Source organism: Hymenobacter sp. YC55 (assembly GCF_029433095.1).
GTDB lineage: Bacteria > Bacteroidota > Bacteroidia > Cytophagales > Hymenobacteraceae > Hymenobacter.
Genome location: NZ_JARNTX010000001.1, coordinates 304,536 through 320,244 on the forward strand (window position 1 = coordinate 304,536; position 15,709 = coordinate 320,244).

Consider the following 15,709-nt stretch of genomic DNA (forward strand, 5'->3'; position numbering starts at 1 on the left):
TGCGCTCAGCATGACGGGGTGTGGGTTATGATAGTACGCGAGACGCTTCGGTCCCTGGCTTGATGCGCCATATGCTTAGCATGACGTTATATGGGTATTGTTTTGACGGTATAGTTGAGCTGTTTACTCGTACCGTGCTACGCTCGGCTGGCCGAAGCTGAAGTCGCTGAAGTCGTAGTAGGGGCGGGAGCTTTCGTAGATGCGGTAACCGCTGTTCGTGGTAAGGCCGCGCGGGTAGTAGCCAAATAGAATCTGGAAGGCGCGAATAGGCGTGTACTCGTTGCGAAAACGGACGCCCAACCCGAAGCCAGTGTAGGGCTTCTCGTAGATGGGCAATGTGCGCTTGGAGCGGGTATTCAGCCAGGCCGCATCGGCGAATATCACGCCGGCCAAACGAAAGCCAAGAAACGAAAGCGGCGTGTAAACGGTGGTTTCGTAGTTGAATACCAGCCGGCTGGTGCCACGCAGGTCGCTGGCCGATTTAAAGCCCCGTAGCCCTCGTTCCCCTTCAATGGAAAGTGGAAGGTCGCTGGAAAGGCGGTTGATGCCAATGGCGGAGCGGTTCCAGAAAAAGTGGCGCCACTGGTAGTTGCCGGTGTGGTAAAGGCGCGTAAAATACAGCACTTCGGTGCTCACCAGCCCTTGTTGCCAAGCGCCCGTCGACGGCCGCATGTAGGAACCGAACTCGCCACTTAAGTACAAGTACCCTTTGCGCGGACTGTAATTGGCCGTAGAAATTCGGGCCCCGTAGTAGTTGCGGTGGTCTTGGTCGTTGAGCTCATACCCTAGCGTGGCACTGAGCAGCGTACCCGTCGGAATGTCCTCGGTGCGCCCAAAGCCAAACAAATACTTGTCTTTATAATAGCGCCGCACACTGTACCCAACGGTGCCCAGAAAGGCACTGGCATCAAAAAAATCCTTGGTAGGACTAACCGTATAATCGGTGCGTAGCAAACGAGCCGACAAGATCATGCGGCCGGGGTTTTCGTAGCCCAAGTCGTAGCTGCGCAGCGGAAGGGAGCGGCCGACCCACAGGTCTTGGGTGCTGTAGCTGACAGGAGAATAATTTGGCTCCTGCCCGTTGGGTGGCGGAACAAGCACGAGGCGGTACCGGTAGGTATTCAGCGACAATGCCCCGGCGTACTTCGTATTAATAGAGTAAAAGTCTCGGCTGACCGTAATACCGCTCGAATGGTTCTTGTACTCGTTGCGGTAGCGGGCCTCGCCGTAGATAAAATTGCGGAACGGGATGCGGTAGCTGCCTATGTACCGCCACGATTGGGGCTGATTACGCCCAAACTCGTATTCGTTGCGGAACTGGTGGCCCTGCCCCAGAAAATTCTGGTCGCGCAGCCCAATAGACGCCGCGCCAACTCCGCGCACTTCCAGCGAGCCGCTCAAGCTGAACACGTCCTTGGTAATGATTTCCACATCAACGCTGTCGGCGGTGCTGGTGCGCTCGTTCACGAATACACGCGCATCCACTAGCTCGTCGGTTTGGCGCAGCAGACGTTCCGATTCGGACAGGGCTTGCGGTTCCAGTTCCTTGCCCACCTTGAACAGCAGCAGCTGCCGCACCCGGGCCCGGGAGGTTTTCATGTGAAACGCGTTGCCGGTTTTCTCTAGAAAGTTGCGCGGTACGCGAGTAGTATCGGAAATGCTGTAGCCGAACGCCGTAAGGGTTTGGATGTTGATGCGCCGGACGATTTTATAGTTGTGCCGGTCGTACTGGCGGTCGAGCAGGGCCGCGTCGAGGCCCGCCTGGTCTTCGCGGCGGGGCGTGAAGTTGAAGAGCACCGCCGCGGCCTTGCCGGCAATGGTTTTGCGCTTGGTATACGCCTTCAGGCCGTTAAGCAAACGCTCTTGGTCGAAGCGGCGGCGAAGAGAGTCGGTACGGACAGCGGGGCGGCTGGTGGTATCGGTGGGCTCGATTATGCGGGTGGTGTCGCGGGGCACGCCGGTTTGGGCCAGTGCCGAAAGCGCCCCAAGCCACAAAAACGCCCACACAAAAACCACATACTTCATAAGCGAGACCCCAGCCCTTGCAAGTTACGGTGTTCCTAAGAGGTTTGCCACAGGCGAATCGTTGCAAAAAGCCTTTAAGACAGTGCTAAAAACGCGCTTATTATCCTTCTACAAGAAGAATCTGAGCAGGACAGTAAAACCTCTCTGATTCAAATCCACCCTGCGTCGGAAAGGCAACATTATTCACTGATAGTTGTGGATAAATACTCCGCTGCTACGGAACATTTCTAATGAAATTAGTCTTGAGGTATAGTGCATATCTCAGCACAAGCCCCTATTTTTAAGCCCAGATACAGCCCAATGAACGACCAGCGCATTCAGGAAAAGCTAAGCATTTTGGCAGACGCCGCGAAGTACGACGTATCGTGCTCCAGCAGCGGTGGCAAGCGCAAAAACGAATCCAAGGGCCTCGGCAATGCGGAAGGAATGGGCATCTGCCACAGCTACACCGAAGATGGGCGTTGCGTGAGTCTGCTTAAGATTCTGCTTACCAACCACTGCATCTTCGACTGCGCTTATTGCGTGTCGCGGAAAAGCAATGATGTGAAGCGGGCTGCCTTCACCGTAGACGAAGTGGTGGACCTGACCATGAACTTCTACCGTCGTAACTACATCGAGGGTCTGTTCTTAAGTTCCGGTATTTTCTCGTCGCCCGACTACACGATGGAGCGCCTCGTGCGCATCATCAAGAAGCTGCGTACCGAGCACAATTTCAACGGCTATATCCACGTGAAAGCTATTCCGGGTGCTTCGGAGGAGCTGATCCAGGAAGCTGGTCTGTATGCCGACCGTCTGAGCGTCAACATCGAGCTGCCCTCGGACATGAGCTTGCAGAACTTGGCGCCGGAAAAAAACTACGAGGAGATTCTGACCCCGATGGCCCAAATCCGGGACGGCATCACCAAGAATAAAGAGGAAAAGGCCCTTTTCAAGAAAGTGCCACAGTTTGCCACGGCCGGCCAAAGCACCCAGCTTATCGTGGGCGCCTCGGCCGAGAATGACCTCGAAATCATCAATCTGACCGACTCGCTCTACAAAGGCTACGGCCTCAAGCGCGTGTACTACTCGGGTTATATCCCCGTCACCGACGACGCCCGCCTGCCCCAGGTGACGCAGCCGCCCCTGATTCGGGAGCACCGCCTCTACCAAACCGATTGGCTGATGCGCTTCTACGGTTTCCAGGCCGATGAAATCTTGGACCCCGCGCATCCTTTCCTCGACTTGGAAGTGGACCCCAAGCTGGCGTGGGCCTTGCGCAACCGCCATGTGTTTCCGGTGGATGTGAATACCGCTGATTACGAGATGATTCTGCGCATTCCGGGCGTAGGGGCTCGCTCGGCGAAGCGCATTGTGGCGGCTCGCCGGTTTGCGCCCATTACCCTCGACCACCTGCACAAGTTTGGGGTGGTACTTAAGCGCGCTAAGTTTTTCCTCACGTGCCGTGGGCAAGCGCTCGAGAAGCGTGATTATGACGAACAAACCATTCGCCGCCAGATTCTATTTGGTGCGGGCTCGGTACGCTCGGCCCTCGTTACCCAGCAACTCGACCTTTTCGCTCAGGCCTCTTAGAGGCTAAGGTGGTAGAGGTTGGTTTTTGGGGCGGTGGCAGGAATAAAAAATACATTGTTCTTACCCTAACTACTTGAAAGCAAACCACTATTAACCAACTTCTACCATGACCATTTCTCATCGCGCTGCCGACGCGTCGGCTGCCTCCCTCGAAGCTCCAAAACCTACCAAAGTGGCCCGTATGGCCTGTTGCTGCAAGCTTTCGGACTTGTTGCCGATAGTGCAGCAGCTTCACCGCGAAGCGGCCCATGCCAACGCCACTCAAACCAGACAACAGTCGGAGGCGGCCTGAGCAGTCTAGCTCGACCATAACCCTGTGTCTGGTTGTGAGGTACGTCGTAGCATGGCTTTCGAAATCGAGCATCACTACGTCCGTACCAACGGCATCACGCTGCACGTAGCGCAGTGCGGCCCCGTCGAAGGGCCCTTGGTTGTTTTGCTGCATGGCTTTCCGGAATTCTGGTACAGCTGGCGCAAGCAGATTCCGGTGCTGGCGGAAGCTGGCTACCGCGTATGGGCACCCGATCAGCGCGGCTACAACCTCAGCGACAAGCCCAAGGGTGTGTCTAACTATCAGATAGACAAGCTCGGCGCCGATATTATTGGCTTGCTGGATGCAGCGGGGCAAGCCAAAGCCATTATCATCGGCCATGACTGGGGGGCAGCAGTGGCGTGGTGGTTAGCGGGTCGTTACCCAGCTCGGGTGGCGCAGGTTGCTATCCTGAACGTGCCGCATCCGGCGGTGCTGTTTCGCGCCTTAAGCAAAGCGCCACTTCAATTGGTGAAAAGCTGGTACATCTTCTTTTTCCAGTTGCCGCTGCTGCCCGAAAAGCTGTTTCGGCGCAAGGAGTACCGGTTTGGGCGCGACTCGTTGCGGGGCACTAGTCGCCCCGATACGTTTTCTTCCTACGACCTACAGCAGTACGTGCGGGCCTGGGCTCAGCCCGGGGCCCTCACGGCCATGATCAACTGGTACCGGGCATCGTTTCGTACGTCTCGCCGAGGCAGGGTGGGGCGTATCACGGTGCCCGTACGGTTGCTATGGGGGCAGCAGGACGCTTTTCTGGAACCCGTATTGGCGCGTTTGAGCCTGAAAATGTGCGACAAGGGCGAGCTAACGTATTTCAAGGAAGCAACGCATTGGCTTCATCAGGAAGAGCCGAAAGCCGTAAACAAGTTGCTGCTGGAATTCTTACAAGGAAAAGGACAGCCGCAGGTACAGAAAGTATAGTGCCCTTTTCCTCAAAGGAAAAAGAGTAGAGGGGCTTGGCAATTGGCCTTTTCTTGTTAGCAAGCGTACAGTATTCCGAACCTATTTCCCTTTAATGAGCCGTTCTCTTACGCCGTACAACCGCCCCAAAGTGAAGGTTGCCGCTGAGGCAGCGGCACCGCGTCCTGCGGTGCCTGCCTTGACCAATGCGCCGCTAGACTATGCGTATGACGGTTCGTTTGAGGGATTGTTAACGGTGCTGTTTGCTATTTATGACCGGAAAGCGGCCCCGAATAGCATTCAGCCACTAGGCGAGGTACAAGGTGGATTGTTCGCGCAACCCGTTCAGATTGATACCGACGAAGCCACGGCCACCCGGGTGTGGGAAGGCCTCCTGCGCCACATCGACAAAGAGGCGCGCACCCGACTCTACCACGTCTTTCTGAGTGAGCAGCCGGACCGGGAGCTACTCATCTTCCGCTATGCCGATCTGGCCATACGCTCGGCTCGCGACATTTCGGAAAACTACGCCGATGACAATGTTCGGCGGGTGGCGCATATCGCGCAGCAAATGTATCGGGAGAAGCACCGCATGGAAGCATTCGTGCGCTTCGAGAAAACCAGTGATAATCTCTTCCACGCCACCATCGACCCGGATTTTGACGTGTTGCCGCTTATTGCGCCGCACTTCACCAAGCGCTACGCCGACCAGCGCTGGCTGATCTTCGATAAGCGTCGTCGCTATGGTCTCTACTACGACCTTCAGCGTACCGATGTCGTGCAGTTTGAAACCACTGCCCCGCAGCGCAACACCGATATATCGGCTACCGTGCTCGACGAGCGTGAGCCGTTGTTCAAGCTGCTCTGGCAATCGTATTTCGACCACGTCAACATTCCGGAGCGCAAGAACATGAAGTTGCACCGCCGCCACATTCCGTTGCGCTACTGGCGCTACCTCAGCGAAAAGCAACCGCGGGAGCAGCGTTTCCAGCCCATCAAAAACAAAAGGCCACCGGGTCAAGGGTAAGCCGTTCTGCTAGCAGAACGGCTTTTTTATTTCGTCGCCTGCCCCATTATAGCCAGCGGTTACGGCACTTAGCCCGTATTATTCCGGGCGCAGAGGTGCAACGTGGCTAGGCTCGCCTTGTCATTGCATGTAGGTACTGCGGTGTTCAAGGCGCCGGTTGAACGACACTGTTGCTTTGCGGCACCTGTTCAGTCAATTCGCTTTTGTGGAAGAATTACTTTAATGCGGATTTATTTTCTGGTTGGAAATAGTTTTTCGCTGGTCTGATTCGAGAAGATTTGATAGCCTATTAAGCTCGTTTACTGATGTGGATTGTACGGTTGGCGCTGTCGCGTCCTTACACGTTCGTGGTCATGGCCCTGCTGATTTTGCTGAGCGGCATCATGACCATTCGCACGATGGCGGTGGATATTTTCCCGGAAGTGAATATTCCCGTGGTAGGGGTGGTCTGGACGTACTCGGGCATGAGCCCCGAGGAAATGAACAAGCGCATTCTGATGGTAAATCAGCGCGCCTACACCACCACCGTCAGCAACATCGAGCACATGGAGTCTCAGGCCCTAAAAGGTGTAGGCATCATCAAAGTGTTCTTCCAACCAGGCTCCGACCCAGCGGCGGGGGTGGCCCAGCTTACGGCCATTTCGCAAACCATCTTGCGGACCATGCCGCCTGGTATTACGCCGCCTAATATTATCCGGTATTCGGCCTCCAACGTACCCATTGCTCAGGCCAGCCTTTCGTCGGAAACCCTTGGTGAGTCCGACCTATACGATGCCAACAACGCCTTCATCCGGCCGGGATTAGCCATTGTGAAAGGCGCTTCGTTGCTGCTGCCCAACGGCGGCAAGCCCAAGCAGATTATGGTGGACCTGGATCCTGGTGCATTGGCTGGTAAAGGCTTGTCGGCCAACGACGTGGTAGCGGCCATTACCAGCCAGAATATCATTCTGCCCGCCGGCTCTGCCAAAATCGGCAACCGCGAATACGATGTGCGCCTCAACAGCAGCCCCGAGGCCATTGCTACCCTCAACGACTTGCCTATCAAAGAAGCGAATGGCGCCACGGTGTATGTGCGCGACGTAGCTTTTGTGCACGAAGGCGCGGCCGTGCAGCAAAACATTGTGCGGCAAAACGGCCGGCGCACGGCCTTCGTGCCTATCCTCAAGAGCGGCGGAGCCAGCACGCTCGACGTAATTGAGGGCATCAAAAAAGCCTTGCCCAACGTGCTAGCCAACGCCCCACAAGGTCTTGACTTGAAGCTGCTGTTCGACCAGTCGTTTTTCGTGCGAGCCAGCATCAAAGGCGTTATCATCGAGGCTTGCATTGCGGCGGCCCTTACCGGCCTGATGATACTGCTGTTCCTCGGGTCGTGGCGCTCCACGCTCATCATTGCCCTGAGTATTCCGCTGTCCATCCTGGTCAGTATTGTGGTGATGAAGCTGCTCGGCCAGACGCTCAACATCATGACGCTAAGCGGCCTGTCGCTAGCGGTGGGGATACTGGTGGATGATGCCACGGTGGAAATTGAGAATATCCACCGCAACATGGCCATGAAGAAGGGCCTGAAACGCTCGATTCTGGACGGGGCGCAGCAGATTGCCACGCCCGCCTTGGTGGCCACGCTGGCCATTTGCATAGTATTCGTGCCGGTGTTTTTCTTGTCGGGAGTGGCGTCGTACATTTTCACGCCGCTGGCTATGGCCGTGATTTTTGCCATGTTGGCTTCCTACCTGCTTTCCCGGACGCTGGTGCCCACCATGGTGCAGTTTCTGCTGCGCAAAGAGCTGCCGATTTACCACGCCGAAGGAGCAGCGCATCTGCCCACCGAGCAAGTGCGCGACGGCCATACCGTGAGCGAAGCGGAAGCCCGCCTCAGCCAGCTTCGCCGCGAACAGCTAGAGCGGGAGCACCCCACCGTAAGCGCCGAGGAAGAAGACGAGCACCCCATCACCGACGCCGACCGCGAAGCCGCCCAAGGCATCGAGAAAAGTTGGGTGTGGCGCATCCACAAGGCCTTTGATCATCAGTTCGAGAAGTTCCGGGAAGGCTACCGCGAGGCCCTGGATTGGGTGCTGAACCACCGCCGGTTGGTGGTTATGTGCTTTGCAGTGCTGTTTATTGGATCGGGCTGTTTGTACCCGTTTATTGGACAAAACTTCTTCCCGAAAGTGGATGCCGGCCAGCTGCGGATGCACATTCGCGCCCCCACCGGCACTCGTTTAGAAGAAACTGAGGTCCGCTTTGCGCAGGTGGAAAAGATTATCCGCGAAGTCATTCCGGCCGATGAGCTGGACTTGGTGCTAGATAATATCGGCCTGCCCGTAATAGCGCTGAACTTGCTAATGGGCGACAACCCCGTGATTGGGGCCGGCGACGGCGAAATTCTGGTGTCGATGAAGGAGGAGCACGGATCCACTGCCGGCTACATCACCGAAATTCGGCGGCGCATCAACAAGCAGTACCCCGATTTGATGGTGTTCTTCCAACCCGCCGATATCGTCAACCAGACGCTGAACTTCGGCTTACCGGCCCCCATCGACATTCAGGTGACCGGCAAGAATGTAGAGGCCAACTACAAGATTGCCGCTAAAATCAAGGCGCAAATGACCAAGGTGCCGGGCGTGGTTGATGCTTTCGTGTACCAAGCTTTCGACCAGCCCCAAATGCGCCTCGACGTGGACCGGGTGCGCGCCCAGCAAGCCGGCCTTTCGCAGCGCGATATTGCCAACAACGTGCTGGTCAATCTGTCTTCCAGCACCCAGACGACGCCCAACCAGTGGCTCAACCCGAAAACCGGCGTTAACTACATTGTGGCAGTACAAACGCCGCCAAGCCAGCTCTCTAACCTAGATGAGTTGAAAACCATCGGCATCACCGGTCCTTCGCAACTAGCGCCCCAGCTGCTCAGCAGTTTTGCCACCACTCGCCGCACCACCACGTCCGCCCTCGCCAGCGACTATAACATTCAGCGCGTGATTGACGTGTATGCCAGCGTGGAAGGCCGTGACCTGGGCGGCGTAGCCACCGACATGAACAAGATTCTGGAGGAAGCCCGCAAGGATTTGCCCAAAGGCACTACCATCACCGTCCGCGGGCAGGTTGACAGCATGCACACCTCATTTATCGGCTTGGGTATCGGGCTGGTGGGGGCTATTGCGCTGGTGTATTTGCTGATGGTTGTGAACTTCCAGTCGTGGCTGGACCCATTCATCATCATCATGGCCTTGCCGGGGGCTATGTCGGGCATTCTGTGGATGCTATTCGTGACGCAAACTACCTTCTCAGTGCCGTCTTTGATGGGGGCCATTATGTGCATAGGGGTTGCCACCGCCAACAGTATTCTGCTGGTCACTTTCGCCAACGAACGACGCGAGGAAGAGCCGGACCTCTCGCCGCGCGACGCCGCCCTCGATGCCGGCTTTACCCGCCTGCGCCCCGTATTGATGACGGCCCTGGCTATGACCATCGGCTTGCTGCCCATGGCCTTGGGCCTTGGGGAAGGTGGCGAGCAAAATGCGCCGTTGGGCCGGGCCGTAATTGGCGGTCTGCTACTAGCCACCGTTACCACCTTGTTTTTCGTCCCGATTATGTTCAGCTACCTCAAGCAACGCGAATTAGATTCCGCCCACAAACAGGAAAAGCAACCAGCGCGAGTAGCTGCGTAATACCTACTCTGAAGCGACAACAAGCTTCTTCAGCGGAGCGGCGCTGAAATGTAGCCGTGACTTTAAGATTACCTTCTCGATGGCCTTACAACCGGACGACATTATAACCTCTCAGCCTGCCAACAACCATTCGGCCCCGCCCGCGGCGTCAGGCCACCCCGCCGCGGACGACGCTGCCGCCAACAAATCGAGTGGGAAACGCCGGTTTTGGGTGGTGATTTTGCTGATTGCGCTGGTATTCGGCGGGTTGTTTTTACTTGGGCTGCTGCCCCGGTTAAAGGCCAACAAAGCGCGCGAACAGGAAACCACCGCTGCTGCCAATGCAACGCCTGTAGTAAGTATGCAGGCTGCGCAAGCCGCGCCCGATACGGTGCGGGTGGAACTGCCGGCCAACACCGTTTCCAACCATGAAACCTACCTCTTTGCCCGTACCAATGGGTTTGTGCAGGCGTGGTACGTGGATATTGGCACCCGTGTAAAGCGTGGCCAACTCTTGGCCCGTATTGCCACGCCGGAACTCGACCAGCAAGTGGTTGAAGCCCGCACCAGCCTCGCCCTGACCCGCACCAGCTACGACCGTTTGCGGAGCGTAGATATGCCCGGCGCCATTTCCAAGCAGGAACTCGACGAGGCGCAGGCCCGCTACAATGGGCAGCAGGCCGCCGTGCAGCAACTCTTGGCGTTGCGCAACTTCCGCGAGGTACGCGCCCCGTTCAGTGGCATCGTAACGCAACGCAATGTGGAAGTGGGTGCCTTAGTTTCGACCAGCAATGCCGAGGGCACGCAACTGTTTAAAGTAGAGCAGACCGATACGCTACGGGCCTTCGTGAATGTGCCGCAGAACTATGCTACGGGCATCAAAGCCGGGCTAGTGGCCGAGTTGATTGTGCCCGAATTCACAAACCGCACCTTCCGAGGGCGCGTGTCGAGGGAAGCTGGCGCGCTCAGTTCCGACACCCGCACCTTGCTAACGGTGGTCAAGATTCCGAACCGGCGGCAGGAATTGCGGCCGGGCGTGTTCGGCCAGATTCGGTTCGAGTTGCCGCGCACGTCGCCTAGCGTTATCATTCCAGCCAATTCGCTGGTGCCGGGCGGCACCGACACCCGCGTGGTGGTGATTAAAGACAAGAAAGTGCATTATCAACCAGTTGTGGCGGGCCGCGACTTTGGGGCGCAGGTGGAAGTGCTGGAGGGGTTGAAGGGCGGAGAAATGCTCGTTATCAACCCCGCTGAAACCTTGCAGGAAAACGAAACAGTAGAAGTTCGGAAAGCGCCCGCCGCCAAGAAGCCGGACACGCCCGCTGCGCCCAAAGGTCCCGAACGTCTGTACGACCCGGACCGTCCGCATATCTCGTCGCCGGTAGGAGAGGGGACGGGCAAGTAAGTTGGGGTGCTATGTATTGTTTGCTGCTGACGGATTGCGCATGAGTTTTTTCACTGCTTGGTATTCTCTTGTTCGCTGGAGTTGGGCGTTAGGGCTAACTTCTGTTGTCTTGGTTGGGTGCGTCCGCGGGCCGCAGTATCAGCCGCCCTCGGTAGCGGCCCCAGCAGCGTGGCAAAACAACCAGAACCCTGTTGGCGCTCCGGTGGCCCAACCTGCAGCCCCCACCACTCCCGCCTCCCCGCAAGTAGCCCCAGCAGTTTCCAGCTGGTGGACCCTCTTCAACGACCCCGTACTGAACGCGTTGGAGCAGCAGGCCCTAACCGGCAACTTCAACGTGCGTGCCGCCGCTTCGCGTGTGGAAGAAGCCCGCGCCACCGTGCGCATAGCCAATTCCTATCTGAAGCCCGACGTGACCGTAACGCCGCAAGTGTACCGTAGCCGCTTATCGGCGTTGCGGCCGGTGCAGTTCCCCAATGCGCAAGTGGTAGGCGTAAGTCAAAAGCAGTTCTACATCCCCATCAACGTCAGCTACGAAGTGGACGTATGGGGAAGAATCCGGCGCGACATCCAAGCTAGCCAAGCCGAGCAGCAGGCCTCGGAAGCGGATTTGCGCACCGTGCAGCTCACCCTTACCACCGACGCCGCCAGCTATTACTACAGTGTCCGCGGCCTCGATGCCGACCTGGGCGTGCTGGATAGCACTCGCGAAGCCCGCGTGCAGAACCTGAAACTGGTGCAAGCCCGCTACAAAGCGGGCGTGGACAACGAAATAGGCGTGCGCCGCGCCGAAACCGAATTAGCCAACGTGGACGCCAGCCGGATAGAAGTGCAGCGCCAACGGGCCCGCTACGTGGCGGCCCTGGCTACGGTGTGTGGCCAACCAGCCAGCAGTTTCGCCCTGGCACCTCGTCCTACCGACCTTACCGTGCCTAGCGTTCCGGCCGGGGTGCCCGCGGCTTTACTGGCCCGCCGCCCCGATCTGCAACAAGCCGAGCGCCTCCTGGCCGCCGCTGATTCGCGTGCCGAATCGGCCCGCCTCGCCCGGCTCCCGACGGTGCAGCTCAACGGCTACATTGGCCCGCAGAGTGCGCAGTTAGGGGAGCTGACGCGGCTCAGTGAAAGCTACACGTACTATGTCGGGGCGGGCGTAGCCATTCCGATTTTCAACGGCGGCCGGCTCCGGTCGAACGAGGAACTGGCAAAGGCGCGCACCTATACGGTCTCGGCTCAGTATCAGCAAACCGCTCTTGTGGCCTTTCAGGAAGTTGAAACGGCCTTAGCCGATGTGCAGCAAAGCGCTGCTCAGCTGGAGGCCCAGCAGCGGGCCTTGCGCTCCGCCCGCCAAGCTGGTCTGCTAACTAGGGAGCGGTACAATCGTGGCCTTACCACCTACTTTGAAGTAGTAGATGCCGACCGCCAAACGCTGGAGGCAGCTCGACAGGCGGTGCAGACCCAAAGCTTTCAGTTTCAATCGGCCATTCAACTGATAAAAGCCTTAGGCGGTAGTTGGGAGTAGAAGTAGGAAAGGCTATTGCTGTGTCAATCCAGCTATCTAAGGCATAGTTGTCATTCCGAGTAAGGCGAGAAATCTGAATTTTCTTAAACAAGCCGCATTCGACAAGTGGTAGTTGCCGACGGAATGAAAGGACTAAATTGCGGCGCAAAAGATCCGGGGTGCCTGCCTTAGGGATGTTGAAAGCTCGCTCAGTCTACTATATCATTCTTCTTTTTATGAGTAAAATAATCGTTTTTGGTGCGTCTGGTCAGCTGGGGCAGTGCTTGCAGCACGTGGCAAAAGAGAGAAGCATAACGGATATAGTTTTTCTGCCCGAAGAGCAGGCCGACATCTTAGATACCGGCAAGCTGCAAACTGTTTTTGCTGAGTACAAGCCCGCGTATTGCATCAACTGTGCTGCGTATACGGCGGTGGACAAGGCCGAAGACGAACTAGAAATAGCCCGCAAAGTCAACAAGGACGGTGCGGCGAACTTGGCGCAGCTGTGCGGTCAGCACGGCACCACACTCGTGCACATTTCCACCGATTTCGTGTTTGCGGGTACGGGCAACAAGCCGCTAGTGGAAACCGACGAAGCGGCCCCTATCAGCGTGTACGGCCTCACCAAGCTGGAAGGGGAGCAAGCCATACCCGCGCACACCAGCCAGTATTTCATCTTGCGCACCAGTTGGCTGTATTCGGAATATGCCAACAACTTCGTGAAAACGATGCTGAAGTACGGCCGGGAGCGGGAGGAAATGCGCGTTATCTGGGACCAGGCCGGCACTCCCACCTACGCCATCGACTTGGCCGGCTGCATCCTGACCATCATCGAGAGCCAGAGCCAGGCGTACGGTATCTACCACTACAGCAACGAGGGCATGACCTCCTGGTACGATTTCGCCCAAGCCATTTTCGAGCTAAGCAATACGCCGGTGCGTACCGTGCCCATCCGTACGGAAGAGTATCCCACCAAAGCCACGCGGCCGGCTTACTCGGTGATGGACAAAACGAAAGTGAAAACCACGCTTAACCTAGCCATTCCGCACTGGCGCGACAGCCTGAAAGAATGCTTGAGCCGACTATAAACTAAGTGCCTAAGCAACTCTACTAGCATAAAAAAGGCCTTGTTCCAACTAGAACAAGGACTTTTCTATGGGCTAAAGTGCAGGTGCCTGAGTTAGAGCAGCTCTGGCATAAAACCGGTTGAGCAGGTAAGCCATTCCTCCGAAAGCCAGTCCTACGCCGCACACGCCGGGCCAGTGGAAATGGGTCCAGGCCCACGCCCCCGACAACGACCCTAAGGAAGCTCCTAAGAAGGCAGCCGTCATGTACACCGTATTCAAGCGGCTTCGGGCTTCGGGAAGCAGGCTGAAAATGCGAGCTTGGTTGGAAATGTGCGTCATCTGCTGCCCCACATCCAGGATGATTACGGCTAGCACTAGCCCCACCAAGTAGTGCCCGCCGAATGCCAACAGCACATAAGCTCCTACAAACATGAGAATGCCGAGGTTGATGCCGAAGTCAGGGCCTTTACGGTCCGCTGACTTGCCAGCAAACGAAGCTGCAAACGCCCCGCTGGCCCCAATCAAGCCGAACAAGCCGGCCACGTCGCTGCCATAACGGTAGGTGTCGCTTTCTAGGAAGAACACGAGCGTGGTCCAGAAAGCGCTGAAGCCGGCAAACATGCAAGCGCCCACCAGTGCCGAGCGGCGCAGTACGGGCAAGTCGCGGGTGAGGGTGACCAAGGACTTCAGCAAGCCCCCATAGCTGCCCTGGAAATTCGGCTGGTTGCGCGGCAGCATCCGGGCCAGAATGCCGGTGAGCAGCACCATCACAGCGGCTCCGGCCCAAAACATCGTGCGCCAGCCGAAGTGCGCCCCCACGTAGCCACTGATGGTGCGCGAAAGCAACACGCCAATCAGCAAGCCACTCATAACCTTGCCCACTACGCGGCCGCGTTCTTCATCGGAAGCCAGCGAGGCGGCCATGGGCATCAACAGCTGCGGTACCGCCGAGAAAATACCGATACACAAACTTGCCGCTGCCAGTACCACGAACGATGGAGCCGAGGCGGCTCCGGCCATGCACAGCGCTGCTGCTAGTATCAGGGCCAAAATCAAACTTTTCCGCTCCCGTTTGTCTCCGAGCGGCACCACAAACAGCAGCCCAAGCGTGTAGCCGACCTGCGTAATAGTGGCTACCAAGCTCACCTCACTCTCGGAAAGTTGAAAGGTGCGGCCGATTTCAGCCAGCAGGGGTTGGTTGTAATAAATATTAGCTACCACCAAACCGCAGGTAATGGCCATAAGCCATACCAAAGCGGGAGCCAGCGGAGCGTGTGGAGTAGCTGAAACAGGACGAGCATCCTGTGCTACGGGCTGACGATCAGCCACTACTTGTTCTTTCATGAGGTAAGTTGCCGCCCTTGTATCCTGTATCGTGGCAGGACAGTATACGGCCTCACCTAACAGCAAAGTCGGCCTTAAGGTTGCGGACGACTTACAGTCCTTTTCATATTCATGCCTAAAGAACGCAGGATGTAGCGCGAAGCCTGAGCTTCGCGTATCTATGGTTGATGTCGTTGTTTCGGTGTCGTTCTTGCTTACGCGGTGCGCGAAGCTCAGGCTTCGCGCTACACCCTCTGGATGGCTCCTTAGACTGATTTCTAAGTCGACAGCTTAGTAAACCTAGGCGCAAGAGTTACAGCCCGGCCAGCCGGTCTAGGCCTACAATCGGCTCGGTACCGTTGAGATTCCGCAGCGTGACAAGCACGGTAGGCGTTATATGGGTGATGTTTTGCAAGGCGGTATACAGCCTTTTGCGCCGCTCGTGCTCTTGCTGCATATACTCATCGGCCCTGATGATTTCATCTAGATCCGGCCGGTTCGGATTTAAGTCCAGGTACATCTGCACGAACATATCAATACAGTCCGTAACGGCTGCCAGATGATTGTGGAAGTACTTTTCCTCTTGCTTCACAACAAAATGCAGCGCTTCCGTCAGGGCACTACTCGCGTCGAGGGCGTAGGAGGCCAGAGGAGTTGTGAAATCGTCGAGGTCGGGGGATAGGTGCTGCGTGTTAGCTAGGTAGTGGACCGCTGCCGCAGTGGAATCATCTAGTCCGAAGCTGTACAAGGCATCGATACCTTGCTGATACAAAGCAGGGTCGCCCCATTCTTCCAGCTCGCAGAAAGCCTCGTATAGCACCTGCATCTTCTCGCAGGTAAGCGCCGCCATGATGGTTCTATGGCGAGCTGATAACTGTGACGGGGGCGAAAGGTCTAGCAAGTCTGCAAATACACCAATTAATCCCGAAAATTAATTGCTGTGC

Annotated in this window: 11 protein-coding genes; 8 read left to right on the forward strand and 3 right to left on the reverse strand. The window is 56.9% G+C overall.

The genetic code is table 11. The annotated features are described in order from the left end of the window. Positions 1 to 123 precede the first annotated feature (123 nt). Positions 124 to 2,025, reverse strand: a complete 1,902-nt coding sequence (locus tag P1X16_RS01415) for a hypothetical protein (RefSeq protein WP_277225711.1) — start codon at positions 2,023 to 2,025, stop codon at positions 124 to 126. A gap of 300 nt (positions 2,026 to 2,325) precedes the next feature. Here P1X16_RS01415 and P1X16_RS01420 point away from each other — a divergent pair, with 300 nt between their 5' ends. From P1X16_RS01420 to rfbD, 8 genes are all read left to right on the forward strand, one after another. Beyond that, complete coding sequence (locus P1X16_RS01420; RefSeq protein ID WP_277225713.1) at positions 2,326 to 3,594, forward strand: putative DNA modification/repair radical SAM protein; 1,269 nt, start codon at positions 2,326 to 2,328, stop codon at positions 3,592 to 3,594. 106 nt (positions 3,595 to 3,700) lie between these two features. After that, complete coding sequence (locus tag P1X16_RS01425) at positions 3,701 to 3,886, forward strand: hypothetical protein (RefSeq protein ID WP_277225714.1); 186 nt, start codon at positions 3,701 to 3,703, stop codon at positions 3,884 to 3,886. A gap of 51 nt (positions 3,887 to 3,937) precedes the next feature. After that, positions 3,938 to 4,825, forward strand: coding sequence for an alpha/beta hydrolase (locus tag P1X16_RS01430; protein ID WP_277225716.1), 888 nt, complete (start codon positions 3,938 to 3,940; stop codon positions 4,823 to 4,825). 94 nt (positions 4,826 to 4,919) lie between these two features. Continuing rightward, on the forward strand, positions 4,920 to 5,831 hold the full coding sequence (locus P1X16_RS01435) for a TIGR03915 family putative DNA repair protein (protein WP_277225717.1): 912 nt from the start codon (positions 4,920 to 4,922) through the stop codon (positions 5,829 to 5,831). Positions 5,832 to 6,136: 305 nt separating this feature from the next. Further along, positions 6,137 to 9,496: an efflux RND transporter permease subunit gene (locus P1X16_RS01440; RefSeq protein WP_277225720.1), complete on the forward strand. Its 3,360-nt coding sequence runs from the start codon at positions 6,137 to 6,139 to the stop codon at positions 9,494 to 9,496. A 79-nt stretch (positions 9,497 to 9,575) separates the two neighbouring features. After that, entirely contained in the window at positions 9,576 to 10,880 is a 1,305-nt protein-coding gene (locus P1X16_RS01445) for an efflux RND transporter periplasmic adaptor subunit (protein WP_277225722.1), read from the forward strand. A gap of 40 nt (positions 10,881 to 10,920) precedes the next feature. Beyond that, positions 10,921 to 12,396: an efflux transporter outer membrane subunit gene (locus P1X16_RS01450; RefSeq protein ID WP_277225723.1), complete on the forward strand. Its 1,476-nt coding sequence runs from the start codon at positions 10,921 to 10,923 to the stop codon at positions 12,394 to 12,396. A gap of 215 nt (positions 12,397 to 12,611) precedes the next feature. Further along, positions 12,612 to 13,463 (forward strand): dTDP-4-dehydrorhamnose reductase, encoded by an 852-nt coding sequence (gene rfbD, locus P1X16_RS01455; RefSeq protein ID WP_277225725.1) that lies wholly within the window; start codon positions 12,612 to 12,614, stop codon positions 13,461 to 13,463. Between the two features lie 72 nt (positions 13,464 to 13,535). Here the strand turns inward: rfbD and P1X16_RS01460 are convergent, their stop codons facing one another. After that, complete coding sequence (locus P1X16_RS01460; protein ID WP_277225727.1) at positions 13,536 to 14,786, reverse strand: MFS transporter; 1,251 nt, start codon at positions 14,784 to 14,786, stop codon at positions 13,536 to 13,538. A gap of 292 nt (positions 14,787 to 15,078) precedes the next feature. Beyond that, complete coding sequence (locus P1X16_RS01465) at positions 15,079 to 15,666, reverse strand: DUF416 family protein (RefSeq protein WP_277225728.1); 588 nt, start codon at positions 15,664 to 15,666, stop codon at positions 15,079 to 15,081. Between the last annotated feature and the right edge of the window lie 43 nt (positions 15,667 to 15,709).